This window comes from Stenotrophomonas sp. YJH_SMC_79, from assembly GCF_059367995.1.
The window spans coordinates 401,131-422,378 of sequence record NZ_JCAFRK010000005.1; the positions used below are offsets into that span (position 1 = coordinate 401,131).

The window sequence follows — 21,248 nt, forward strand, 5'->3', positions numbered from 1 at the left end:
CCTCAAGGCGAGCCCGGAGGCGATTGAAGTACGAGAGCAGGGGCCAGATCGATGCTGACCCGCTGCGGATCGACCACCGGCGCCGCACCTTGGGTTCTCAACTGGGCCACCAGCACTTCGAAGCCATGCGCGCGGCCGAACGCGTGCTCGTCCAGGGTCAACGGCAGCAGCTGCAGGAAGTCGAATCGTCCCGATGGCAATTGCTGGGGTCCCGGAAAATGCAATGACGGCACGAAGACGGCCGCCTGCAGCATGCTCCCTGCGTGATCCACCGGCCCCCCCAGCTTCAGCCGGTCCCATGGCGTCAACGGATTGCCGGGCATGCGTGAGTGGCACAGCAGCAGGTGGTACGCGGTGAACCAGCGCAAGGTGGTCAGCGCCCACGTCGCTTCTTCCTGCGTCTCAAGCATCAGTTCGATGCCCCACCCCGAATCTCCATCTTCGTGCCGCCCTTCCCAGGGGTTGGACAGGCCGGTGCTGACATAGATCCAGTGCCGTCGATCACCGTGCGGAGGGCACGCATTGACGCCGACATGCAGCCAGCGCGGGTCGATCTGCTCCTGCTTGAAGACGTTGCGCAGCAGATCCATGTCGAGGGGGTAGATCCCCGGTCCGGTATCGCCGAACAACCGCCGGTACAGCGTCTCCTCCCGATACTCCCAGCTGCGCTCCAGCAGGGTGTCGTCGTCGATGGTGCTCACTCAGCCACCCTGCCGGGCCAGCGACAGCCGTCTTCCTGCCAGGCGTCGGGGTCGTCGTGGAAGGTGGTGCGACGGCCATCACGAGCGCGTTCGTAGCTCAGATCCAGCACCAGCGCGCCCTGCGTGCTCAGCAGGTAGCGGCCGTTGAGGCGCCCGTCGATGCGTTCTTCCCAGACGCTGTCGAACTGGTACGGGCGATCTTCGGCCAGCACCGTGGTCTCCATCGAGATCCGGTGCAGGGGCAGGCGCTCGCGCTGCCCGGCGTAGCGCACATCGGCCCGGCCGTCCTCCAGCCAGCGCCATTCCAGGTGGATGCTGTCATTGCGACCGCCGCTCAGGCAGCGATGGTCCTGCACGGTGGTGCCAGAGGCGGTGCCGGCGAGCAGGAGTGCGACCGCGGCTGCCAGCCAGGCCTTCATCCGTTCAACCCCAACCGGATGCCGAATCCCACCAGGAACAGGCCGGCCACCCGGCGCAGCGCATCGCTGATGCGCGGATGCTGGATCAACCGGCGGCGGGCCAGGTTGCCCACGCCGATCAGCATCGAGCAGTACGCAATGCTGACCACCAGGATGATCCCGGCCAGCGCCGCGAAGGTGGCAATGCCCTGGTGTGCCTTGGGATCGATGAACAGCGGCAGGAAGGCCATGTAGAACAGGATCGCCTTCGGATTGAGCAGGCTGACCAGGATTGCCTGCTGGAAATAGCGGCCCGGCTGCATGCGGATCGGGCCAGCATCACCGCCCTCGTGCTTCGGCGTACGCAGCAGGCTGATGCCCACCCACACCAGGTAGGCCGCACCCAGGTACTGCACGGCGTGGAACACCAGCGGGTTGGCTTTCAGCAGCGCAGCCACGCCGGCCAGCGCCAGCCACATCAGGATCTGGTCACCGACCAGCAGGCCGGCCAGTGCCGTGTAGCCACCGCGCACGCCGCCTCGGCCGGTGGCGGTCAGCAGGGTGAAGGTGCCGGGACCGGGCAGGGCGAGAAACACCAACACGGCGACCAGAAAGGTCCACAGGTCCTGGATGCCCATCCACGGCATGGCGGTGTTCTCTCTTACGGGGGGCCGCCATTGTCGGCCAGCACCGGGGCGGGCGACAGGGGGCCGGCGAGTCCATCGGGCATGCCAGACAGCAGCGGTTGCAGGTGCTGGCGCAGCTGCGCGTGCAGCTGCCGCACCGCCGGCGAGAACTGCTTGCGATGCGGGCACACCAGCTGCAGTGGAATGTGGCTGCCGACGCCGTCGAGCAGCAGCTGCAGGCGCCCGGCCAGCACGTCTTCGCGCAGGTCCAGCCAGGATTTGTAGGTGATGCCTTCGCCGGCCACGGCCCAGCGTCGCACCACGTCGGCGTCGTCGCAGACCAGCGGGCCGCGCACCGGGATCACGGTGCGGCGCCCGTCGACCTCGAATGACCAGCGATCGTAGGCGCGGCCACTGAGCTGATAGACCAGGCAATCGTGCTCGCGCAGTTCGTCCAGGCGCACCGGCGTGCCCCGTCGCCGCAGGTAATCGGGCGAGGCCGCGAGCACACGACGGTTGCCTTCGAGCAGGGGCAGGGCCACGTAGTTGGCGTCGTCGAAGTGGCCGATGCGGATCGCCACATCGACCGGATCGCGGAACACGTCGGCCACTTCGTCGGACAGCCGCAGGTGCAGGCGCAGCCGTGGATGGGCGGCTCGGAACGCAGTCAGCCACGGCAGCAGCAGGTTGCGACCGAAGTCCGACGGCGCCGACAGCTGCAGCGTGCCATGCAGTTCGGCGTCCTCGCCCTGCACGCGGGCCCGCCCTTCGCGCAGGGTAGCCAGCACCTCCTGCGCATACGGCAGGTACAGCGCGCCCTCGCCGGTCATGCGCAGGCTGCGGGTGGTACGCACGAACAGGCGCAGGTCCAGCTCGCGTTCCAGCCGCGCCACGGCAGCAGCGACCTGGCCGGGTAACAGATCGGCCTCGCGGGCCGCCTGCGAGAAGCTGCCCAGTGCGGCCGTGCGGACGAACAACTGCAGGTCATCGAAGCGGATCATCTTCATTGCCGGAGTGAAAGTGCTGCCCGATTCTGCGCCTTTCTGAGCGACCGTGCGCGGCGCAACCTGTGCACTCCTTCCCCACTGGACCGCTGCCATGCGCGCCATTGCCTACACCCACGCCGGCCTGCCGATCGACGACACCCGGGCCCTGATCGATATCGAACTGGAACTGCCGCAGCCCGGCCCACGCGACCTGCGGGTGGCGGTGCGCGCGGTGGCGGTGAACCCGGTCGACACCAAGGTCCGCCGCGGCGTGGCCACCGATGGCCCGCGCGTGCTGGGCTGGGACGCGGTCGGCATCGTCGACGCCGTGGGTAGCGAAGTGACCCTGTTCCAGCCCGGCGATGCGGTCTACTACGCCGGCGTGATCGACCGGCCGGGCAGCAATGCCGAATACCAGCTGGTGGACGAGCGCAGCGTCGGCCGCAAGCCGGCCAGCCTTGACGATGCGGCTGCCGCCGCGCTGCCGCTGACCGCGATCACCGCCTGGGAGCTGCTGTTCGACCGCCTGCGTATTCCCGAAGGCGGTGGCGAGGGCCAGACCCTGCTGGTGATCGGGGCCGCCGGTGGCGTCGGCTCGATCCTGGTGCAGCTGGCGCGGAAGCTGACGAAACTGACGGTGATCGGCACCGCATCGCGCCCGGACACCCAGGACTGGGTGTATGCGATGGGCGCGCACCACGTGATCGACCACAGCCAGCCGCTGGCCGAAGGCCTGGCACGGCTGGGCATCAGCGAGGTGCAGCATGTGGCCAGCCTGACCCATTCCGACCAGCACTACGCGCAGATCGTCGAGCTGCTGGCGCCGCAGGGCCAGTTCGGCCTGATCGACGATCCGGGCCAGGTGGATGTGATGGCGCTCAAGCGCAAGGCGCTGTCGCTGCACTGGGAATCGATGTTCACCCGCCCGCTGTACAAGACCGCGGACATGCAGCGCCAGCACGACCTGCTGGGCCGGGTGGCCGAGCTGATCGACGCCGGCGTGCTGCAGACCACCCTGGGCGAGCACTTCGGGCGCATCGACGCGGCCAACCTGCGGCGCGCGCATGCGCTGCTGGAGAGCCACCGCGCCAAGGGCAAGATCGTGCTGGAAGGCTGGTAAGGCCAGGTCGTTTCCGCGCCCTTGGGGTCAGATCCCTTTCCCAAAGGGATCTGACCCCTGCTTCAGGCCACGCCGTTGTCGACGTGGTCGGCGAAACCCGGCTGCTGGCGCAAGCGCTCGAACCAGGCCTCTACGTGTGCCAGTGCGGGCCTGCGCCCCGGTGTGCTGCGCCAGCGTTGGGTCGACAGGCCAAGCACGATGTCGGCGAGGGTGAAGGTGCTGCCCGCCGCGTAGGCATCGGTGGCGGAAAGCTGTGCATCAAGCACACCCATCAGCCGGTTCCACTGCGCCAGGCTGGCCTCGGCGCGGGCATCGTCCGGGTAGTCCGGATGCTGGCGCACGCGCGCCATGAACACGTGCCGCCAGGCGCTGTTGAGGTCGCTGGCCTGCCAGTCCATCCACTGCTCGACCCGGGCGCGGCCTTGCGCCGTACCGGGCAGCAGGTCATCACGGCCAGCGCGTACGGCCAGGTAGCGGCAGATGCTGTTGGACTCCCACAGCACGAAGTCGCCATCACGCAGCACCGGCACCTGCCGGTTGGGGTTCAGTGCGGCCAGCAGGTCCGCCGGTGGCGCAGGCTCATGGTGCAGGGGCAGATCCAGCCCTGCGCACAGCCACAGCACCTTGCGCACATTGATGGAGGTGGGCTTTCCGTAAAGAGAGAGCATGGTTCCGGCGCAGCAGCTGAGACTCTGCCAGCCTACACTTGCCCCATGCAAACCGAATATCTGCTCATTGGCGGCCTTCTATTGGCCGTGCTCATCCTGCAGCTTGTGGCCCTGCTGCGCCGCCCGCCGCACGACCGCCTGGAACAGGCGGTGCGTGAGGAGGCGCGCGCCGGGCGCAGCGAGCTGCGCGAACAGCTCGATGGCTTCGCCCGCGCGCTGACCGATCTGTCCACCCGCACCGACCAGCGCCTGGACCTGCTGCGCGAAGCACTGGGCGAAGATGCCCGCAAGGCGCGCGCCGAAGCGGCCGAGAGCCAGCAGCGGGGCGCGGCGTTGATGGGACAGCGGCTGCAGGAACTGCGCAGCCAGCTGGAGACCTTCGGCCAGCAGCAGGAAGCGCGCATCCATGCGTTTGGCCAGCAGCTGCAGGAGCTCACCGGGCGTACCGATACCCAGCTCGGCGCGCTGCGCCAGACCCTGGTGGACGATGCACGCAAGGGCCGCGAGGAGGGCGCGCAGTCGCAGCAGCGGCTGACCGAAAGCCTTGGCCTGCGCCTGCAGGAACTGACGCAGCGCAACGAGCAGCGCATCGCCGAGATGCGCACGACGCTGGAAGAACAGCTGCGCGCGCTGCAGAGCGACAATGCGCAGAAGCTGGAACAGATGCGCGTGACGGTGGATGAAAAGCTGCAGTCCACTCTGGAAACACGTCTGGGCCAGTCCTTCAAGTTGGTCTCGGAGCGTCTGGAACAGGTGCAGCGTGGCCTCGGCGAGATGCAGCAGCTGGCCACCGGCGTGGGTGACCTCAAGCGCGTGCTGACCAACGTCAAGACGCGCGGCAGCTGGGGTGAAGTACAGCTGGAGAACATCCTCGAGCAGACCCTGATCCAGGAGCAGTACGCGCGCGGGGTGAAGGTACGCCCGGATAGTGGCGAGATGGTCGATATCGCCGTGCGCCTGCCGGGCCGCAGCAGCGATGACACGCCGGTGTGGCTGCCGATCGACTCCAAGTTCCCGCGCGAAGACTACGAGCGCCTGCTGGACGCGCAGGAACAGGGCGACGCCGAACTGGTACGCGTGCAGGGTACGCAGCTGGAACGTGCGGTGAAGGTGCAGGCCAAGTCGATCTGCGAGAAGTACATCGTGCCGCCGCACACCACCGACTTCGCGGTGATGTTCCTGCCCACCGAAGGCCTGTATGCCGAGGTGATCCGGCGCCCCGGCCTGGTCGATCTGCTGCAGCGTGACCACCGCGTGGTGGTCGCTGGGCCAACCACGATCACCGCCCTGCTCAACAGCCTGCAGATGGGTTTCCGCACACTGGCCATCGAGAAGCGGTCCAGCGAGGTGTGGAGCCTGCTGGGTGCGGTGAAGACCGAGTTCGGCAAGTTTGGCGATGTGCTGGACAACGTGAAGGCCAAGCTGGACCAGGCCAGCAAGCAGATCGACCAGACCGGGGTGCGCACCCGCGCGATCGCCCGCAAGCTGAGGGATGTCGAGTCGCTGCCGGTTGAGCAGAGCCGCCAGTTGCTGCCGGACGCGCTGCCAGCAGAGGAAGGCAGTGACGGCGACGAGGCCTGAGCCACGCTGACACGCCGCCTGCATCGCCGATGCGTATGCTGGCGGCCTGTCCTCCTGGATCAGGTACCACCATGCGCCTGCGCCTCTGCACCAGTCTCATCCTGACCGTGCTGCTTGCCGCCTGCAGCAGCGCACCACCGGCTGCCGACACGGCGCCGGCCGCAGCCACCAGCCCCGAAGCGGCCGAAGCCTACCGCGAAGCACGTGACGTCGACTGCCAGGCCGCGGGCGGCACCCTGCAGCGGCTGGGCCGGCTGCAGCGCGTGCAGTGCGTGATTCCGTATGCCGACGCCGGCAAGACCTGCAGCCGCAAAAGCGACTGCACGGGCCAGTGCCTTGCCAGCGGCGAAGTGGCGGCTGGCAGTGCCGCCACCGGTACCTGCCAGCGCGACGTGCGCCAGAATTTCGGCTGCCGCCAGCGCATTGATGACGGCAAGGCACAGGGCACGATCTGCGTGGATTGATCGTCGTGCCGACATCGCGCGGCGCTATGCTGGTGGGCCATTCCCCGCCGTAGCCGGAGCCCCGCGTGAGCACCCCGATCCAGGACATTTCCCTCACCACCATCGACGGCCAGCCGTCCTCGCTTGCCGATTACCAGGGCAAAGTACTGCTGCTGGTCAACGTCGCCTCCAAGTGCGGCCTGACCCCGCAGTACGAAGGCCTGCAGGCGCTGTATGCGGAAAAGCACGCGCAAGGCCTGGAAGTGCTGGGCTTCCCCGCCAACAACTTCCTCGGCCAGGAGCCGGGCAGCGAAGCGGAGATCCAGCAGTTCTGCCAGCTCACCTACGATGTCAGCTTCCCGATGTTCTCCAAGATCAGCGTGGCCGGCGACGACACCCACCCGCTGTACCAGCAGCTGACCGCCGCGCAGCCGCAGTCGATCGGCGAAGGCCCGCTGCGCGAGCGCCTGGCCAGCAAGGACATTCCGATCCATGCCGCGCCGGCAGTGCTGTGGAACTTCGAGAAGTTCCTGGTCGGCCGCGACGGCAAGGTCATCGCCCGCTTCGCCCCGGACGTGGCGGCTGATGATGCGCGCCTGCGCGAGGCCATCGAGGCCGCACTGGCGGCCTGAGGAAAGCGTGCCAACCGAGGTTGGCACCTGCCGGAAAAGAAAAACCCCGCCGAGGCGGGGCTTTTCATGCGTCGCTGAAAGGGCTCAGTGGGTCCACTGCGGCATCGGCATCGCATCGACCGGAATCGGCGAGTTGGCATCGTCGTGGCCACGCTCGCGCTTGCTGCGCAGATCGTTCTCGATCTGGTAGTTGCGACGCTGCATCCACGCATCGCGCACCAGCGAGTACTCGTCCACCGCGGTGTCGCGCAGGTCGTCGATCGCCAGCAGCTGCGCGCGGGTATCGACCAGCTGCAGGCCCTGCAGGCCGATGCGGATCTTGTCCTCTTCGATGCGGCGGATCGGCGACAGCGGGATGTCGCCGGCCAGGCCGAACACGTCGCGTACGGTACGCGGGCCGAAGAACGGCAGTTCCACGTAGCGCGAACGACGCCAGCCCCAGGCACCCAGGGTCTGGCCGAAGTCTTCATTGCGGCGCGGCACCATCGCCTTGCTGGCCGGATCGAACAGGCCGCCGATGCCCAGCGTGCTGTTTATCAGGAAGCGGCCGAGGCTGTCCCATGCATCGGCACCGCGGCCCTGCAGCAGCTGGTTGGTGATGGTCACCGGCGCGCGCAGGTTGCTGAAGAAGTTGCTGACGCCGGTGCGGGCGAAGCGCGGCACCACGTGGGTGTAGGCGGTGGCCAGCGGACGTGCGACGCCGCGGTCGACCGCATTGTTGAACTTGTGCACCTTGCGGTTGAACGGTTCCCACGGGTCGTAGGCCGCCGCGTTGGTGGTGTTGCCGGCACCGCCATAGAGGGCATCGAAGTCGTCATCGCCACCGGGTGCGGTGGCCGCTGCGGTCTTCGCTGCACTGCTGTCGCCGCTGTCGGTCGGCGTAGCCGGCGACGATGCGGCAGCCGCCGGCGGATTGACCACGGATGCAACCGGTGCAGCGTCAGCCGTGCCGGCATCGGTGGCCGCGGCGGCGGGCGAGGTGGTGGTACTGGCCGGAACCAGGGTGCTGGCCGCGGGTGCATCGCTGCGCGCGGGCTTGCCGGCACAGGCAGTGAGGGCGGTGGCCAGGACGATCAGGGGGAGGGTGCGCACGACGTTCATGTCAGCTCGCAGCAGAAGTAGCGTTGAAATCCAGGTTGGGCGACAGCCGATAGGCCGCGCTCAGTTCGTTGTAGCCAGCCGGCGCGCCGGTGATCACCAGCGGATGGCCGGCCTTGCGGGCACGTACTGCCAGCTCGGCCAGCAGGGCCAGGCCGGCGCTGTCCACGCGCTCGACCTCACCCAGCTCCAGCCGTGCCAGCTTTGCCGGCAGGGCCTGCAGCTGCGGCCACAGCGCGATCACTGCGGCGCGGTCGAGCACCCCGCGCAGGCGCAGGGTGTCGCCTTCCAGCAGCGCCAGTGCGTTACTTGCCATTGCCCGCGGGCCCGGCCTGCATGCTGCCGCTGTGCAGTTCGCTGGCCACCTGCTTGATGCCCTTCTGGCGCAGCGGGGTATCGAACTGGTTGCGGAAGGTCTGCACGTAGGAGATGCCTTCGATGTTGACGTCGAAGATCTTCCACTGGCCGTTCACGTTGCGCATCCAGTACTCGACCGGGGTCGGCTCGCTGCCGGCACGTACCAGCTCGGTGCTCACGCGCACGCCGCGGTTGCCCGGCAGCGGGCTTTCACCCTTCAGGCGGAAGCTCGGCTTGCCCTGGATGTTGAGCAGGGTCGAACCGTAGCGCTGCATCAGGCTGTCGGCCATGGCATCGGCGAACAGCTTGATGTCGGCATCCGAGGCGCCGCGGGCATGCGGGCCCAGCACCAGGCGTGCCGCATAGTCGCGGTCGAAGGTGCGGTTCAGTTCGCTGTCGATGTAGCTGCGCAGGCTGGCCGGGTTGCTGCCGAACTCGCTCCTGCGCTGCTGCAGGGTGGTGAGGATGCGCGTGCTGGCATCGATCACCACCTTGCCGGCCTGGCCCTGCGTCGCGGCAGCGGCGGGAGCGGCGGCCTGGGCCTGGGCGAGGAACGGAGTGGCTGCCAGCAGCGCCGAGGCGAGCAGGGCCGGGATCAGTTTCATCTTCATGGTTGCGGTTCCGTTGCAGGCGCCTGCGCGCCATCGTTGGGCTTCTGAGCAGCGCCGCCACCGGCGCCGCCACTGAACATGTACTTGCCGACCAGCTGGATCAGGTCAACCGCCGGCTGGGTGAAGACAATTTCGTCGCCGGCCTTCAGCACGTCCGGATCACCGCCCGGCTGCAGTCCGATATAGCTCTCGCCGAGCAAACCACTGGTGAAGATGCCGGCCGAGGTGTCCGCCGGCAGGTCCTTGACCTTGCTGTCCATGCGCAGGGTCACGATCGATTCGAACTTCACCGGGTCCAGGTCGATGGAGGCGACCTGGCCGACGGTGACGCCGCCGATCTTCACCGGCGCCTGCTTGCGCAGCTGGCCGACCTGGGAGAAGCGCGCCTTCAGCTCGTAGCCCTGGCTGCCCCAGCTCCAGCGCTGGTTGGTCGAGGCCACGGCCAGCACCATCAGCGAGGCCAGGGCCAGCAGCAGAAAAGCGCCGACGGAGAATTCGAGTCTGGGACCGCGGATGGCCATGTGGATTACCTGATCGAGTCGTGGTGGCCGCGCGCGCCTGCGCACCGCCGGTGGAGGGGTTAGGTGAACAACATTGCCGACAGAACGAAGTTGAACATCAGCACCAGCAGCGAGGCGTTGACCACCGCACGGGTGGTCGCCACCGAGGTGCCCTCGATGGTCGGCTCGGCATGGAAGCCAACGTAGGCGGCAACCAGCGCGGCGGTGCCGCCGAAGATCGCCGACTTCAGCATCGCCACGCCGAAGTCATCCCAGAAATCGACGCTGTTGCGCAGCGCCGACCAGAACACGCCATTGTCCAGGCCCAGCACGTGCACGGCCTCGAAGTAGCTGGCACTGATCGCCAGCGAGCAGAAGATGCCGGTCAGCAGCGGCACGGTCAGCACCGCCGCCCAGAAGCGCGGTGCCACGGCTTTGGCCACCGGGTCGATGGCCATCAGCTCCAGCGCCTTGATCTGGTCGGTGGCGCGCATCAGGCCCAGCTCGGCGGCGATCGAACTGCCGGCGCGACCGATGAACAGCAGTGCGGTCAGCACCGGCGCCAGCTCGCGGTACAGCGACAGGCCGAGCAGGGTCGACAGCGCGTCGGCGGCACCGAAGGTGGTCAGCGTGCGGTAGCCCTGCAGGGTCAGCACCAGGCCGACGAAGGCGCCACCGACGGCGATGATCGGCAGCGAGCGCGCGCCGATCTTGTAGATCTCGCGGGTCAGTTCGGCCAGGAAATCACGGGTCGGCAGCGAACCGCGCAGCACGGTCAGCGAGAACAGGCCGGCGCGGCCCAGCGAGCGGGTGGCTTGGACGAACGGCATCAGGCAACCCTCGCGCGTGGCGCGGCATCGAACGGAATCGGACCATCGGGCTGGCCATGCAGGAACTGCCGCAGCAGCGGATCCTGGCTGGACTGCAGTGCCTCGGGCGTGCCCTGGAACACGATGCCACCATTGGCGATGGCGATGACCTGGTCGCAGATCGGCAGGGTCTCGTGCACGTGGTGGCTGACGATGATGCTGGTCAGGCCCAGGCTGTGGTTGAGGCGCTGGATCAGGCTCATGATCACCCCGGAGGCGATCGGGTCCAGCCCGGTCAGCGGCTCGTCGTAGATCATCAGCGGCGGATCCAGCGCCAGCGCACGGGCCAGCGCCACGCGGCGCGCCATGCCGCCGGACAGTTCGCGCGGCCAGGCATCGGCGGCGGCCAGCAGGCCCACCGCATGCAGCTTCATCTCCACCAGCCGGCGCAGCACGGCGGCCGGCAGGCGGGTATGCGTACGCAGCGGCAGTGCGACGTTTTCGGCCACGGTGAGGTCGGTCAGCAGGCCATTGCCCTGCAGCAGCACGCCCACGCTCTTGCGCATCTCCAGCAGCGCGCTGCTGTCGTGCGGGATCGGCTTGCCGAACAGGGTGACGTCGCCGGCGACCGGTCGCAGCTCGCCGGTCAGTGCCGCCAGCAGGGTCGACTTGCCGCTGCCGGACGGGCCGAGCACGGCGGTGATGCTGCCCTGCGGCACCTGCAGCGACACGTCGCGCAGGATCGTGCGTCCGCTCCGGTCGATGCGGACGTTGGACAACTGCACCAGACTGGAGGTGGAAGCCGACATGGGCACCATTAACGTTTTTTAGACATCGAAGGATCGGGCCAGCCGGCTGAACATAAGCAGACTGGACGGTCCAGTATTGTTGCACGGCAGGGCTTGGCGCAGGCCGGGACAATCGGCCGGCAGCCCGGAACAATCCGTACCGTCGATGGGCCAACCATTGAATACTGCCTGCCGTCCTGCACACTGTGCATGATGAGTGACCCAGGCAGCGATTTCCGCCTCTACCATTCCAACTCCCTGGACGTGCTGGCCGCGCTGCTGGCGCGCAACGTGCGTGCGCCGGTAACGGGCCAGCCGCTGCTGGCGCCGGAAGTGGTGCTGATCCCGCAGGTGGCGATGCGCCGCTGGCTGCAAGCGACACTGGCCGCCGAATTCGGCGTCGCTGCCAACCTCGAATTCCTCACCCCGGGCGAGTTCGTGGCGCGCGCGCTGAAGGCCAATGTCAGCGGTGAGCAGGACGATCTGGACGCGGCTGGCCTGCACTGGAAGCTGTACCAGGCACTGCGCGACCCGGCGTTGCTGGCGCAGCCACCGATGCGCGCGCTGCAGTCCTATCTTGCCGGCGGTGACGCATTGAAGCCGTGGGCGCTGGCCGGCGAGCTGGCCTCGGTATTCGAGAAGTACCAGGCATGGCGCCGTGACTGGCTGCTGCGCTGGGCAGCCGGTGCCGATCCGGCCGATCCGCAGGCGATCCTGTGGCGCACCATCACCCGCGGCCACGACTACCGCGCGCGTCGCATCCAGGAGTATCTGGACCGTTTTGAAGGCGCCGGCCAGCCGCTGCCGCGGGGGCTGCCGCCGCGCATGTCTGCGTTCGCGACGCTCAACATTTCGCCCGATGTGCTGCGGGTGATGGCCACCCAGGCGCGGGTGGGCGAACTGCACTTCTACATGCCCACCCCGGTGCAGTCGTACTGGGGCGACCTGCAGACGCTGGCCGAGCGCCTGCGCAGCGGCGCGCCCGATCCCTTCGGTGAAGCGGCCGGCGAGAACCGCCTGCTGGAAGCCTGGGGCGCGGCCGGGCGCGATTTCATGGCGGTGCTGGGCAGCTATGAGGTGGTGCACCCGGCCGGCGAGATCGCCGCCTATTCCGATCCGGAGGAGGACACCCGGCCGACCCTGGACGAAGGTGGCCTGTCCGACAGCCTGCTGCATCGCCTGCAGCGCGATCTGTTCCACCGCCGCGCGCTGCCCTCGGGCGAGCTGCGCGGGGCTCTGCGCAGCGACGATCCCAGCCTGCAGGTGCATGCCTGCCATACCCGCCTGCGCGAGCTGCAGGTGCTGCACGACCAGCTGCGCAGCCTGCTGCAGGACCCGCGCTTCGACCCGCCGTTGCAGGCGCGCGAGGTCGCGGTGCTGGCGCCGGATATCGATCCCTATGTGCCCTACCTGGAGGCGGTATTCGGTGGCCGGGGAGGCGACGAGGAGCACATTCCGTATGCGCTGGCCGACAGCAGCCCTCTGGCCGGCGAGCCGTTGGCCGATGTGTTCGTGCACCTGCTGGGCCTGCCGGTCTCGCGTTTCGGCCTGAACGAAGTGCTGGACCTGCTGGCCAGCGCGCCGCTGGCCGAAGCGGCCGGCCTGGAAGCGGTGGACTTCGACCGCCTGCACGGCTGGCTGCAACAGGCCGGCGCGCGCTGGGGGCTGGATGCGAAGCATCGCGACCAGCATCAGGCGCCAGCCGACGATGCCTATACCTGGCAGTTCGCACTGGATCGCTTGGTACTCGGCCATGCCACCGGCAGCGAGGCCGACCTGGCCGGCGTGGCGCCGTGGATCGAACTGGAAGGTGGCGCGTTGGACGCCTTGGACCGGCTGCTGCGCCTGCTGCGCGTGCTGGCGGTGTATCAGCGGCGCCTCGGCGAGCTGCTGCCCCCCGCGCAGTGGCGGCAGCGCCTGCTGTCGCTGCTGGATGCACTGCTGCCAACCGCTCCCAGCTCGCCAAACAGCCAGCGTGCCCTTGAGCGCCTGCGCAAGCTGCTCAACCAGTTCGCTGAAGACGCGGCCAAGGCCGGTTTCGTGGACGGCGTGCCCCCGGAGGTGGTGCGCGCGCACTTCGCTGGCGCGCTGGGCGAGGCCGATACGCGTGCGCCGTTGCTGACCGGTGGCATCAGCTTCGGCCGCATGGTACCGATGCGCCTGCTGCCATTCCGGGTGATCTGCGTGCTGGGCCTGAATGATGGTGACTTCCCGCGCCGTGACCCGGCCGCTGGCCTGAACCAGCTGACCGCCGAGCTGGATACGCCGCGCCGCCGCCCGGGCGACCGCTCCACCCGCGAGGACGATCGCTTCCTGTTCCTGCAGCTGTTCGCCGCCGCGCAGGAGGTGTTCTATCTCAGCTATCTCGGCGCTGATCCGCGCGATGGCAGCGTGCGTGAGCCGTCAGTGCTGGTCAGCGAACTGATCGATGCTGCTGCCGCGTATCACCTCGATCCGGCTGCGGCGGTCCGTGACTTCATCGTCCGTCATGCCTTGCAGCCGTTCTCGCCAGCCGCGTTTGGTGATGGCGACCCGCGTCGCTTCAGCTATCGCCGCCAGTGGCATCCGGCCGCCGGTCGCCTCACCGGCCGCCGCGGTGGCCTGCAGCCGTGGTTCGACGCACCGTTGCCGCCGCCGGCCGACGATGCGGTGGAAGACGAGGTCGCGCTCGATACCCTGCGCCGCTTCCTGTGCGACCCGGCCGGGCAGTTTCTCGCACAGTCGCTGGGCCTGCGCCTGGCCGACGAGGTCGAGGAGGTGGATGACCTGGAACCGCTGGTGCTGTCTTCGCGGGGGCCGGAAAAGCGCAGCGTGCAGGCCGCGGTGGTGCGCGCCACGCTCAGCGGCGATACCGAGCCGTTGTACCCGCGGCTGCGCGCGCGCGGCCTGCTGCCCTCGGGTCCATTGGGCGAGCGTCAGTTCGAGGTGGAGCAGTTGAAGACGCGTCCGTATGCCAGTGCGCTGCTGGGCTGGGTGCAGGGCGAACCGCTGGAGAGCCGTCGCTACGAAGTGGACATCGACGGTGTGCGCCTGCATGGCCGCGTGGCCGATCGGCATCCCGAAGGGCTGGTGCGCCTGCGTGCCGGCACGCTCAATGGCAATGCAGTGATCCGCCAGGGCCTGGACTGGCTGCTGGCCAACGCCGCCGGCGACGCATTGCCGCTGGTGCAGTTCCACGATGGCGGTGACGCCGGTCCCGGCCCGCATGTGCTGCCGGCGCTGAGTGTTCCCGCTGCGCGCGCGGCACTGCGTGCGCTGCTGCAGCTGCGCCAACGCGGCCTGCGCGAGCCGCTGCGCTTCGCCCCGTATACCGGTTGGGTGCTATACAACGCACCGACAGAAAAACAGCGAAGCGAAGGCTGGAAGCAGTGGCACGGCAGCGACCGCACCTGGGGTGAATCCAGCAGCGACGCCTGGCAACTGCTGCTGCGCGGTGCCGACCCGTTCGCTACCGATGCCAGCTATGCCGACCTGCTGCGCAACAGCCAGGTGGTCTTCAGTGCGGTGCGCGAAGGCCGCACTCTTGGCACCGAAGCGCGCCAGGAGGGCAACGCATGAACACCGCCATCGCCGAAGACGGCATCGAATCCCTCAGCCGCGATCCCTATCTGGCGCTGCCGCTGGAGGGCATCCGGCTGATCGAAGCCAGCGCCGGCACCGGCAAGACCTTCACCCTGGCCACGTTGTTCACCCGCCTGGTGGTGGAGCAGGGCCTGCGCATCGGCCAGATCCTGGCGGTGACCTTCACCGATGCCGCCACCCAGGAACTGCGCAAGCGCATCCGCGAGCGGCTGGCGCTGGCCGCGCGCCTGGTCGATCTGGAACCGGCCGAGGGCGAAGCACCGGACGTGCGATTGACCCGCGACGTGCTGCAGCGCCATCTGCACGGCGGCTCCGAGAACTCCACCGCACTGAAGCGCCGCCTGCAGGTGGCCGCCGACGAGATCGACCTGGCGTCCATCTTCACCATCCACGGCTTCTGCACCCGCGTGCTGCGCGAGCATGCGCTGGAAAGCGGCCACACCTTTGATCCGCCGGAACTGCTGGGTAGCGATCGTGAACTGCTGGAGGAGCTCGCGGCCGATCTGTGGCGCGTGCATGCCAACGACCCGGCCACGCTGGAGCCGCTGACCTGGCTGTGGTCCAACCCGGACGCGCTGGCCGCCGATCTGCGCGCGCTGCTGGGCACGCCGCCGCTGCACCCGTTGCCACGGCCGGTGGCGCTGGCCGATCCACACCCGGCATTGCAGAGCGCGGCGGAAGCCCTGTCCGCAAGCGTGCGCGAGCATGGCGAGCAGTTCTTCATCGACCTCTGCGATGCAGTCGACAACAAGTGGCTCAACGGCGTGTCGTACAAGCTTGGCTGGCTGCACCCACTGGGCCGGCAGCTGCTGGGTTGGGCCGGGCGCGGCGACCCGCGCGAGCTGCTGGCCAGCGATCGCCTGCCGGCACTGCTGCCGGAGGTGCTGGCCGACAAGACCAACAAGAAGTTCCCGGATCGCACGCCGTCGTCGCCGCTACAGGCGCCGTTGGCGCGCTATGTCGCGCTGCTGGCTGAACGCGATGCTTGGTTGCGTGCCACAGCGCTGAATTTCCTGCACGCGCTTCGCGCCGAAGCCGCGCAGCGCCTGCAGGCGCTGAAGCGCACGCGCCGGGTGCAGACCTACGACGATCTGATCGATGGCGTAGCGCTCGCCCTGGAAGGCCCGCAGCGGCTGACGCTGGTCAAGCAGCTGCGCGCGCAGTACCGAATCGCGCTGGTCGATGAGTTCCAGGATACCGACGACCGCCAGTGGGGCATCTTCCACACCGTGTTCGGCGATTCGCCGGAGGTGCGCGAGCTGGGCCTGGCGCCGGCGCTGTTCCTGATCGGCGACCCCAAGCAGGCGATCTACGGTTTCCGCGGCGGTGATATCCACACCTACCTGAAGGCCAAGCAGGTGGCGCAGCAGGCGCCGGTGCTGGACCAGAACTTCCGCTCGCGACCGTCTGTGCTGCGCGCGTTGCAGGCGCTGTACGACAACGGTGGCGAAGACGCCTTCCTCGAACGCGACATCCGGTTCGAGCCGGTGCGTTCCGGTGGCGTGCGTACCGACGAGGACTACCAGCGCGACGGCCATGCCGCCGCGGCGCTCACCCTGCGCGTGCTGCGCAGTGGCGGCGACAAGGCGATGAGCGCCGATGCCTCGCGTGATGCGGCGACCCAGGCCTGCGTGGCCGCGATTCACCAGATCCTGGTCGAGGCGCGTGCGGGCAATGCCATGTTGCGTGGGCGACCGGTGCAGCCCGGTGATATCGCGGTGCTGGTGCGCTCGCATCGCGAGGCCACCCTGGTACAGCGCGCGTTGGCTGCGGTCGGTATCCCGGCGGTGGCGGCCGGCAAGCAGAGCCTGTTCGCCACTGCTGAAGCGCGCGATCTTCGCGCGCTGATGCTGGCGCTGCTGCAACCGGCCGACGAAGGCCGCCTGCGTGCGGTGCTGGCCACCGTGCTGCTTGGCCAGCGCGCAAGCGCGATCGCGGCGATGGAGCGCGAGGGCGACCTGCAACGCGGGTTCCAGGCGCAGCTGCTGCACTGGCGGGAGCGCTGGCAGCGCGGCGGACCGTTCGCAGTGATTGCCGATGTCTGTGCCGCACAGGGTGAACGCTTGCTGGCGCTGATCGATGGCGAGCGCCGCCTGACCAACTACCTGCAGCTGGGCGAACTGCTGCAGGAAGCTTCGGCGCAGGCGCTGGGCATGCACGGGCTGCTGGACTGGCTGCAGGGGCAGATGGCCAGCGCCGACCAGGATGACGAGCAGCAGCTGCTGCGCCTGGAATCGGATGCGCGCCGCGTGCAGATCATCACCCTGCACAAGAGCAAGGGCCTGGAGTATCCACTGGTGTTCCTGCCGTTTGTCGGCATCGACGGCGGCGCACCGAACACCGCCTCGCACTGCATCGTGCACGTCGGCGGCCAGCGCCAGCTGCACTGGAAGCTGGACAAGGACGAGGCCTGGGAAGCGGCCAGCACGCAGCGTGAGCGCGAGCAGCGCGCCGAGGATGCTCGCCTGCTTTATGTAGGACTGACCCGTGCCGAGCATGCGCTGTGGATCGCAGTGGGTGATCTGGCCGGGCTCGGCAGGACGCGTCTGGCGCCGCTGCTGGGTGACCTGCAGGCGCTGCGCGCGCACGCCGATGTGCACATCGATGACAGTGAGGCACCAGCCGCGCTGCCGCAGCTGGCGGCTGAAGTGGAAGGTGACCTTCCGGCAGTGCGTGCTCTGACCCGGCGCGTGCCGCACGACTGGTGGGTGTACAGCTTCACCCAGTTGGCCCACGCCGATGCCGGTGCGGGCAGCGATATCGAAGCGGCGGCCACCGAGCTGCCGGCACCGGCCGCCGACGAACCGGCCGGCCCGGAGCTGCCGCTGGAACCGGCGCTGCCGGAACCCGCCGCAGCCGTCGAAGACAGCGTGCCGATCGATCCGCGTTTCATGGGCAGCCGTTTCGGCAATGTGCTGCATGAGGCGATGGAGAACGTCGACTTCGCCGCATGGGCGGATTGGCAGCCGGGCCGGGAAGCGCCCGAGGGGCAGGCCGAGGTGCTGCGCAAGGCGCTGCACGACGAAGGTTATGCCGATGTCGATCTGGACGATGGCGTGGCGGTGCTGGTGCCATTGGTTGGCCACACGCTTACCGTACCGCTGCCCGAAGGCGGCGCCCTGTACAGCCTGGCCGAAGGCGAGCGCCGCGCGGAAATCGACTTCCACTTCGCCATCGAACCGACCACGGTGCCGGCGCTGCTGCAGGTGCTGCACGCGCACGGCGTTTCCAGCGCGCGCCGGGGCTTCGGCCAGCGCCGCCGCCTGGAAGGGCTGATGACCGGCATGATCGACCTGACCTACGTGCGTGATGGCCGCTGGTACGTGCTCGACTACAAATCCAACCGCCTGCCCGGTTACAGCCCGGACCTGCTGGCCATTGCCATGCGCCATAGCGAGTACGACCTGCAGGCGCTGATCTACACCGTGGCGCTGCATCGCTGGCTGCGCTTCCGCCTGGGTGTGGCCTACGACTACGAGCGCGACATGGGTGGTATCCGCTACCTGTTCTGCCGCGGCCTGGATGCTGCCGGCAACGGCGTGCATGTGGACCGCTTCCCGCTGGCGCTGGTGGATGCACTCGATGCGCTGTTCGCTGGTGGCGAACAGGCCCAGGCCGAGCTGGCCGCACGTGCGCGTGGAGCCAGCGCATGAGCCTGCTGAAGGAACTGCACCAGAAGGGCCAGCTGCGTACCCTCGATCACGCGTTGGCGACCAGCCTGCAGCGGCTGCGCGACGACACCCCGGACAGCGTGGCGCTGGGGGCCGCGTTGGCCTCGCTGGCGGTGTCGCAGGGCCACGCCGCGTTCGATCCGGCACAACCGCAGCGGTTGCTGGAAGGCGTGCCCGAGTGGCCTGCCGCGCAGGACTGGTTGGCACAGTTGCGTGCATCACCGTGGGTGGCGACGCCGGAGCAGGCCGAAGCAATCGCCGAGGACGCGCCGCTGGTGCTGGAGAACGGCCTGCTCTACCTGCGCCGCTATCGCGAGTACGAACGGCAGTTGGCCGCCGGGCTGCAGCGCATCGGCCGGTATCCGCTGCCGGCACCGGACATGGCCGCGCTGGCACCGTTGTTCGCGCAGCTGTTCCCGCAGGCATCGGGCACTGAAGATCACCAGGCACGCGCCGCCGGCGTGACCCTGCGCCATCCGCTGGCACTGGTCACCGGCGGCCCAGGCACCGGCAAGACCACCACCATCGCGCGCCTGTTGCTGCTGCTGGCCGCACAGGCCCGGCACGCTGGCCAGCCGCTGCCCGAGGTGGCGCTGGCCGCGCCTACCGGGCGCGCCGCCGAGCGCATGGCCGAGAGCCTTCGCGTCGCCGTGCAACGCCTGCAGGAACAAGGACTGGACCCGACGCTGTGCGCGGCATTGCCCAGTACCGGCACCACCCTGCATCGCCTGCTTGGCGTGATTCCCGATTCGCCGCGCTTCCGCCACCACGCCGACAACCCGCTGCCGGTGGATGTGGTGGTGGTGGACGAAGCGTCGATGATCGATCTGCCGCTGATGGCCAAGCTGGTCGATGCGATCGCCAGCGGTACCCGGCTGATCCTGCTCGGCGATCCCGATCAGCTGCCGTCGGTCGAGGCTGGTGATGTGCTCAGCGCGATCCTGCGTGCCAGCGGCGATGGCATCGGTACCCGCGCCGACGACGCGCAGGCGCTGCATGGCCTGTTGGCACCGGCCACGCTGCAGCCACAGGCGGCACCACGCGCCTTCGCTGGCCGCCGGGTGCAGTTGCAGCGGGGTTACCGGCAGAGCGATGCGCTGGACCTGGCACCGCTGGCGCATGCCGTGCGCGAAGGCGACGGCAGTACCGCATTGCAGCTGCTGCGCGGTGGGTCGCTGGCTGGCGTGCATTTCCACGAAGGCGAAGCCGATCCACTGCGTGGCGAGCGCGAGCACCTGCTGGGCCACTGGCGCGCGCTGGCCGGCGCGGTCGATCCAGTGCTTGCCCTGCAGCAGGCTGGGCGCCTGCGCGTGCTGACCGCGTTGCGCGAAGGCCCGCAGGGTGCGCGCGGGCTCAACAGCCGCATCGAACAGCTGCTGGCCGGCAACACCCCGGGCTACTTCCAGGGCCGCCTGCTGCTGGTCACCGAGAACAGCTACCGGCACCGCCTGTTCAACGGCGATATCGGCATCTGCCTGCGCGATGGCAGCGGCGCGATGGTGGCCTGGTTCCCCGGCGACACCGTCGACCAGCCGCGCGCCTTCCACCCGGCCGCGCTACCTGCGCATGAAAGCGCCTTTGCGATGACCGTGCACAAGGCACAGGGCTCGGAGTTCGATGAAGTGTGGCTGCAGCTGCCACGCCAGGACAGCCGCGTGCTGTCGCGCGAACTGGTCTATACCGGCCTGACCCGCGCCCGCCAGGTGCTGCATGTGGCGGGCAGCGCAGAGGTGCTGCAGGCCGCGTTGAAACGCCACGCCAGCCGGTTGGGTGGCCTGGCCTGGCGGCTGGGTGCGGAAGCGGTGGCCGAACAACCAGTGCGCATCGAACAGCCCACGGTGCAGGGCCAGTTGTTCTGAATCGGGGTCGGATCCCGTTCCCATCGGGAACGGGCTCTGGCCCCTTCACCTGATCGCCAGGCAGAAGCAGTCGAGCATGGCTCGACTCTACAAAAGCGTACTTCGATCATTCCGACGTTCATCCACGCATGGCGTGGATCTACCGTGTCGACCAAGGTCGACACCTACCAGAGCAGAACGCCGTGCCGACAGATCGCAGGAAACTGTCGAAGGCGGGGTGGGTCCGGTTGCGGGGGCGTGAGCCGCATGGATGCGGCGACCGAGCTTACAGGGATGTACTTGCAGCGTCCCCCGCAACCGGACCCATCCCGCCAACCCGCGGATAGCACGCATTTGACGTTGCCGTTGTCGTTGATTCGGCAGGTGCAGGGCGCAGCCCTGCCGCCACACCTATTCCGCGATCAGTACCAGCCCATCCGGGAACACGATCGCGGCTTCATCGGCACTCACGTCAAAGAAGCCCACGCCGTGCTTCTCGGCCAGGTCCTGCACGAGGCCATGCGCACGTTCGGCTACCGAATAGGAAAACGCGCCGTAGATCACCTGCTGGCCGATGCTGTACTCGGTCACCTCGGCACGGTCGTCATCATCGTTGCTCAACGGCCCGTTCAACGGCGGGAATTCCTGCGCCATCTCCGCGAACCACGCCTGCAGCGCCGGGCTGCTGACTGCCGGGTCGTCGTACTCGTGGCGCTCGTTCCACTGCGCCTGCTTCTCGAACCAGGCGATGAAGGCCGCCGCTTCGCGTGGTGCAGCGCTGGCCTCGAACACCATCATGTCGTAACTCATTGAACCGTCCTGTGCATGGCGGGGTCTGT

General features: G+C 68.5%; 19 protein-coding genes. 7 read left to right on the forward strand and 12 right to left on the reverse strand.

What is annotated here, in order from left to right; translation table 11 throughout:
* Positions 1 to 2: 2 nt before the first annotated feature.
* Genes AC5P57_RS19325 through AC5P57_RS19340 form a run of 4 tightly spaced genes read right to left on the reverse strand, consistent with a single transcriptional unit; the run spans position 3 to position 2,732 of the window.
* A complete protein-coding gene (locus tag AC5P57_RS19325) occupies positions 3 to 701 on the reverse strand; it encodes a suppressor of fused domain protein (RefSeq protein ID WP_099554167.1) in 699 nt (232 codons plus the stop codon).
* Positions 698 to 1,120, reverse strand: a complete 423-nt coding sequence (locus tag AC5P57_RS19330) for a hypothetical protein (protein WP_262235926.1) — start codon at positions 1,118 to 1,120, stop codon at positions 698 to 700. Before AC5P57_RS19330 ends, AC5P57_RS19325 begins: the two co-directional genes overlap by 4 nt.
* Entirely contained in the window at positions 1,117 to 1,746 is a 630-nt protein-coding gene (leuE, locus tag AC5P57_RS19335) for a leucine efflux protein LeuE (protein WP_005411716.1), read from the reverse strand. Before leuE ends, AC5P57_RS19330 begins: the two co-directional genes overlap by 4 nt.
* Positions 1,747 to 1,760: 14 nt before the next feature.
* Complete coding sequence (locus tag AC5P57_RS19340) at positions 1,761 to 2,732, reverse strand: LysR family transcriptional regulator (protein WP_262235927.1); 972 nt, start codon at positions 2,730 to 2,732, stop codon at positions 1,761 to 1,763.
* Between the two features lie 91 nt (positions 2,733 to 2,823).
* Between AC5P57_RS19340 and AC5P57_RS19345 the strand changes: the two genes are divergently transcribed.
* Positions 2,824 to 3,831, forward strand: coding sequence for a zinc-binding alcohol dehydrogenase family protein (locus tag AC5P57_RS19345; protein ID WP_099554173.1), 1,008 nt, complete (start codon positions 2,824 to 2,826; stop codon positions 3,829 to 3,831).
* A 62-nt stretch (positions 3,832 to 3,893) separates the two neighbouring features.
* On the opposite strand, the gene AC5P57_RS19350 is transcribed toward AC5P57_RS19345, so the two are convergent.
* Entirely contained in the window at positions 3,894 to 4,499 is a 606-nt protein-coding gene (locus tag AC5P57_RS19350; RefSeq protein WP_262235928.1) for a glutathione S-transferase family protein, read from the reverse strand.
* A 45-nt stretch (positions 4,500 to 4,544) separates the two neighbouring features.
* On the opposite strand from AC5P57_RS19350, the gene AC5P57_RS19355 reads away from it, so the two are divergent.
* The 3 genes from AC5P57_RS19355 (at position 4,545) to AC5P57_RS19365 (ending at position 7,155) form a co-directional block, all read left to right on the forward strand.
* Positions 4,545 to 6,080, forward strand: a complete 1,536-nt coding sequence (locus tag AC5P57_RS19355) for a DNA recombination protein RmuC (RefSeq protein WP_099554177.1) — start codon at positions 4,545 to 4,547, stop codon at positions 6,078 to 6,080.
* Positions 6,081 to 6,151: 71 nt separating this feature from the next.
* Positions 6,152 to 6,544: a hypothetical protein gene (locus AC5P57_RS19360; protein WP_099554178.1), complete on the forward strand. Its 393-nt coding sequence runs from the start codon at positions 6,152 to 6,154 to the stop codon at positions 6,542 to 6,544.
* Positions 6,545 to 6,609: 65 nt separating this feature from the next.
* Positions 6,610 to 7,155, forward strand: coding sequence for a glutathione peroxidase (locus AC5P57_RS19365; protein ID WP_099554181.1), 546 nt, complete (start codon positions 6,610 to 6,612; stop codon positions 7,153 to 7,155).
* A gap of 84 nt (positions 7,156 to 7,239) precedes the next feature.
* Here AC5P57_RS19365 and AC5P57_RS19370 read toward each other — a convergent pair whose 3' ends face one another.
* Genes AC5P57_RS19370 through AC5P57_RS19395 form a run of 6 tightly spaced genes read right to left on the reverse strand, consistent with a single transcriptional unit; the run spans position 7,240 to position 11,339 of the window.
* Entirely contained in the window at positions 7,240 to 8,256 is a 1,017-nt protein-coding gene (locus AC5P57_RS19370; protein ID WP_262235930.1) for an MlaA family lipoprotein, read from the reverse strand.
* A 1-nt stretch (position 8,257) separates the two neighbouring features.
* On the reverse strand, positions 8,258 to 8,569 hold the full coding sequence (locus AC5P57_RS19375) for an STAS domain-containing protein (protein WP_262235931.1): 312 nt from the start codon (positions 8,567 to 8,569) through the stop codon (positions 8,258 to 8,260).
* Entirely contained in the window at positions 8,559 to 9,221 is a 663-nt protein-coding gene (locus tag AC5P57_RS19380) for an MlaC/ttg2D family ABC transporter substrate-binding protein (RefSeq protein ID WP_099554187.1), read from the reverse strand. The genes AC5P57_RS19375 and AC5P57_RS19380 overlap by 11 nt, the downstream gene beginning before the upstream one ends.
* Positions 9,218 to 9,742, reverse strand: a complete 525-nt coding sequence (gene mlaD, locus AC5P57_RS19385; protein ID WP_005411706.1) for an outer membrane lipid asymmetry maintenance protein MlaD — start codon at positions 9,740 to 9,742, stop codon at positions 9,218 to 9,220. Before mlaD ends, AC5P57_RS19380 begins: the two co-directional genes overlap by 4 nt.
* Positions 9,743 to 9,801: 59 nt before the next feature.
* The gene (locus tag AC5P57_RS19390) at positions 9,802 to 10,551 is read right to left on the reverse strand and encodes an MlaE family lipid ABC transporter permease subunit (protein WP_005414955.1); all 750 of its coding nucleotides are present in this window, start codon (positions 10,549 to 10,551) and stop codon (positions 9,802 to 9,804) included.
* Positions 10,551 to 11,339 carry an ABC transporter ATP-binding protein gene (locus AC5P57_RS19395; protein ID WP_099554204.1) on the reverse strand — a complete coding sequence of 263 codons (789 nt, stop codon included), beginning with the start codon at positions 11,337 to 11,339 and terminating at the stop codon, positions 10,551 to 10,553. Before AC5P57_RS19395 ends, AC5P57_RS19390 begins: the two co-directional genes overlap by 1 nt.
* A gap of 189 nt (positions 11,340 to 11,528) precedes the next feature.
* On the opposite strand from AC5P57_RS19395, the gene recC reads away from it, so the two are divergent.
* Genes recC through recD form a run of 3 tightly spaced genes read left to right on the forward strand, consistent with a single transcriptional unit; the run spans position 11,529 to position 20,430 of the window.
* Entirely contained in the window at positions 11,529 to 14,876 is a 3,348-nt protein-coding gene (recC, locus tag AC5P57_RS19400) for an exodeoxyribonuclease V subunit gamma (protein ID WP_262235932.1), read from the forward strand.
* The gene (gene recB, locus AC5P57_RS19405; protein WP_099554191.1) at positions 14,873 to 18,553 is read left to right on the forward strand and encodes an exodeoxyribonuclease V subunit beta; all 3,681 of its coding nucleotides are present in this window, start codon (positions 14,873 to 14,875) and stop codon (positions 18,551 to 18,553) included. Before recC ends, recB begins: the two co-directional genes overlap by 4 nt.
* A complete protein-coding gene (recD, locus tag AC5P57_RS19410) occupies positions 18,550 to 20,430 on the forward strand; it encodes an exodeoxyribonuclease V subunit alpha (RefSeq protein ID WP_099554193.1) in 1,881 nt (626 codons plus the stop codon). Before recB ends, recD begins: the two co-directional genes overlap by 4 nt.
* A gap of 390 nt (positions 20,431 to 20,820) precedes the next feature.
* Here the strand turns inward: recD and AC5P57_RS19415 are convergent, their stop codons facing one another.
* Entirely contained in the window at positions 20,821 to 21,219 is a 399-nt protein-coding gene (locus AC5P57_RS19415; protein WP_262235934.1) for a hypothetical protein, read from the reverse strand.
* Positions 21,220 to 21,248 lie beyond the last annotated feature (29 nt).

What these genes read in the sequence shown, in the direction of transcription:
- AC5P57_RS19330 (WP_262235926.1), bottom strand. Translation starts at nt 1,120, where the DNA reads ATGAAGGCCTGGCTGGCAGCCGCGGTCGCACTCCTGCTCGCCGGCACC.
- leuE (WP_005411716.1), bottom strand. Translation starts at nt 1,746, where the DNA reads ATGCCGTGGATGGGCATCCAGGACCTGTGGACCTTTCTGGTCGCCGTG.
- AC5P57_RS19340 (WP_262235927.1), bottom strand. Translation starts at nt 2,732, where the DNA reads ATGAAGATGATCCGCTTCGATGACCTGCAGTTGTTCGTCCGCACGGCC.
- AC5P57_RS19345 (WP_099554173.1), top strand. Translation starts at nt 2,824, where the DNA reads ATGCGCGCCATTGCCTACACCCACGCCGGCCTGCCGATCGACGACACC.
- AC5P57_RS19350 (WP_262235928.1), bottom strand. Translation starts at nt 4,499, where the DNA reads ATGCTCTCTCTTTACGGAAAGCCCACCTCCATCAATGTGCGCAAGGTG.
- AC5P57_RS19355 (WP_099554177.1), top strand. Translation starts at nt 4,545, where the DNA reads ATGCAAACCGAATATCTGCTCATTGGCGGCCTTCTATTGGCCGTGCTC.
- AC5P57_RS19360 (WP_099554178.1), top strand. Translation starts at nt 6,152, where the DNA reads ATGCGCCTGCGCCTCTGCACCAGTCTCATCCTGACCGTGCTGCTTGCC.
- AC5P57_RS19370 (WP_262235930.1), bottom strand. Translation starts at nt 8,256, where the DNA reads ATGAACGTCGTGCGCACCCTCCCCCTGATCGTCCTGGCCACCGCCCTC.
- AC5P57_RS19375 (WP_262235931.1), bottom strand. Translation starts at nt 8,569, where the DNA reads ATGGCAAGTAACGCACTGGCGCTGCTGGAAGGCGACACCCTGCGCCTG.
- AC5P57_RS19380 (WP_099554187.1), bottom strand. Translation starts at nt 9,221, where the DNA reads ATGAAGATGAAACTGATCCCGGCCCTGCTCGCCTCGGCGCTGCTGGCA.
- mlaD (WP_005411706.1), bottom strand. Translation starts at nt 9,742, where the DNA reads ATGGCCATCCGCGGTCCCAGACTCGAATTCTCCGTCGGCGCTTTTCTG.
- AC5P57_RS19390 (WP_005414955.1), bottom strand. Translation starts at nt 10,551, where the DNA reads ATGCCGTTCGTCCAAGCCACCCGCTCGCTGGGCCGCGCCGGCCTGTTC.
- AC5P57_RS19395 (WP_099554204.1), bottom strand. Translation starts at nt 11,339, where the DNA reads ATGTCGGCTTCCACCTCCAGTCTGGTGCAGTTGTCCAACGTCCGCATC.
- recC (WP_262235932.1), top strand. Translation starts at nt 11,529, where the DNA reads ATGATGAGTGACCCAGGCAGCGATTTCCGCCTCTACCATTCCAACTCC.
- recB (WP_099554191.1), top strand. Translation starts at nt 14,873, where the DNA reads ATGAACACCGCCATCGCCGAAGACGGCATCGAATCCCTCAGCCGCGAT.
- recD (WP_099554193.1), top strand. Translation starts at nt 18,550, where the DNA reads ATGAGCCTGCTGAAGGAACTGCACCAGAAGGGCCAGCTGCGTACCCTC.
- AC5P57_RS19415 (WP_262235934.1), bottom strand. Translation starts at nt 21,219, where the DNA reads ATGAGTTACGACATGATGGTGTTCGAGGCCAGCGCTGCACCACGCGAA.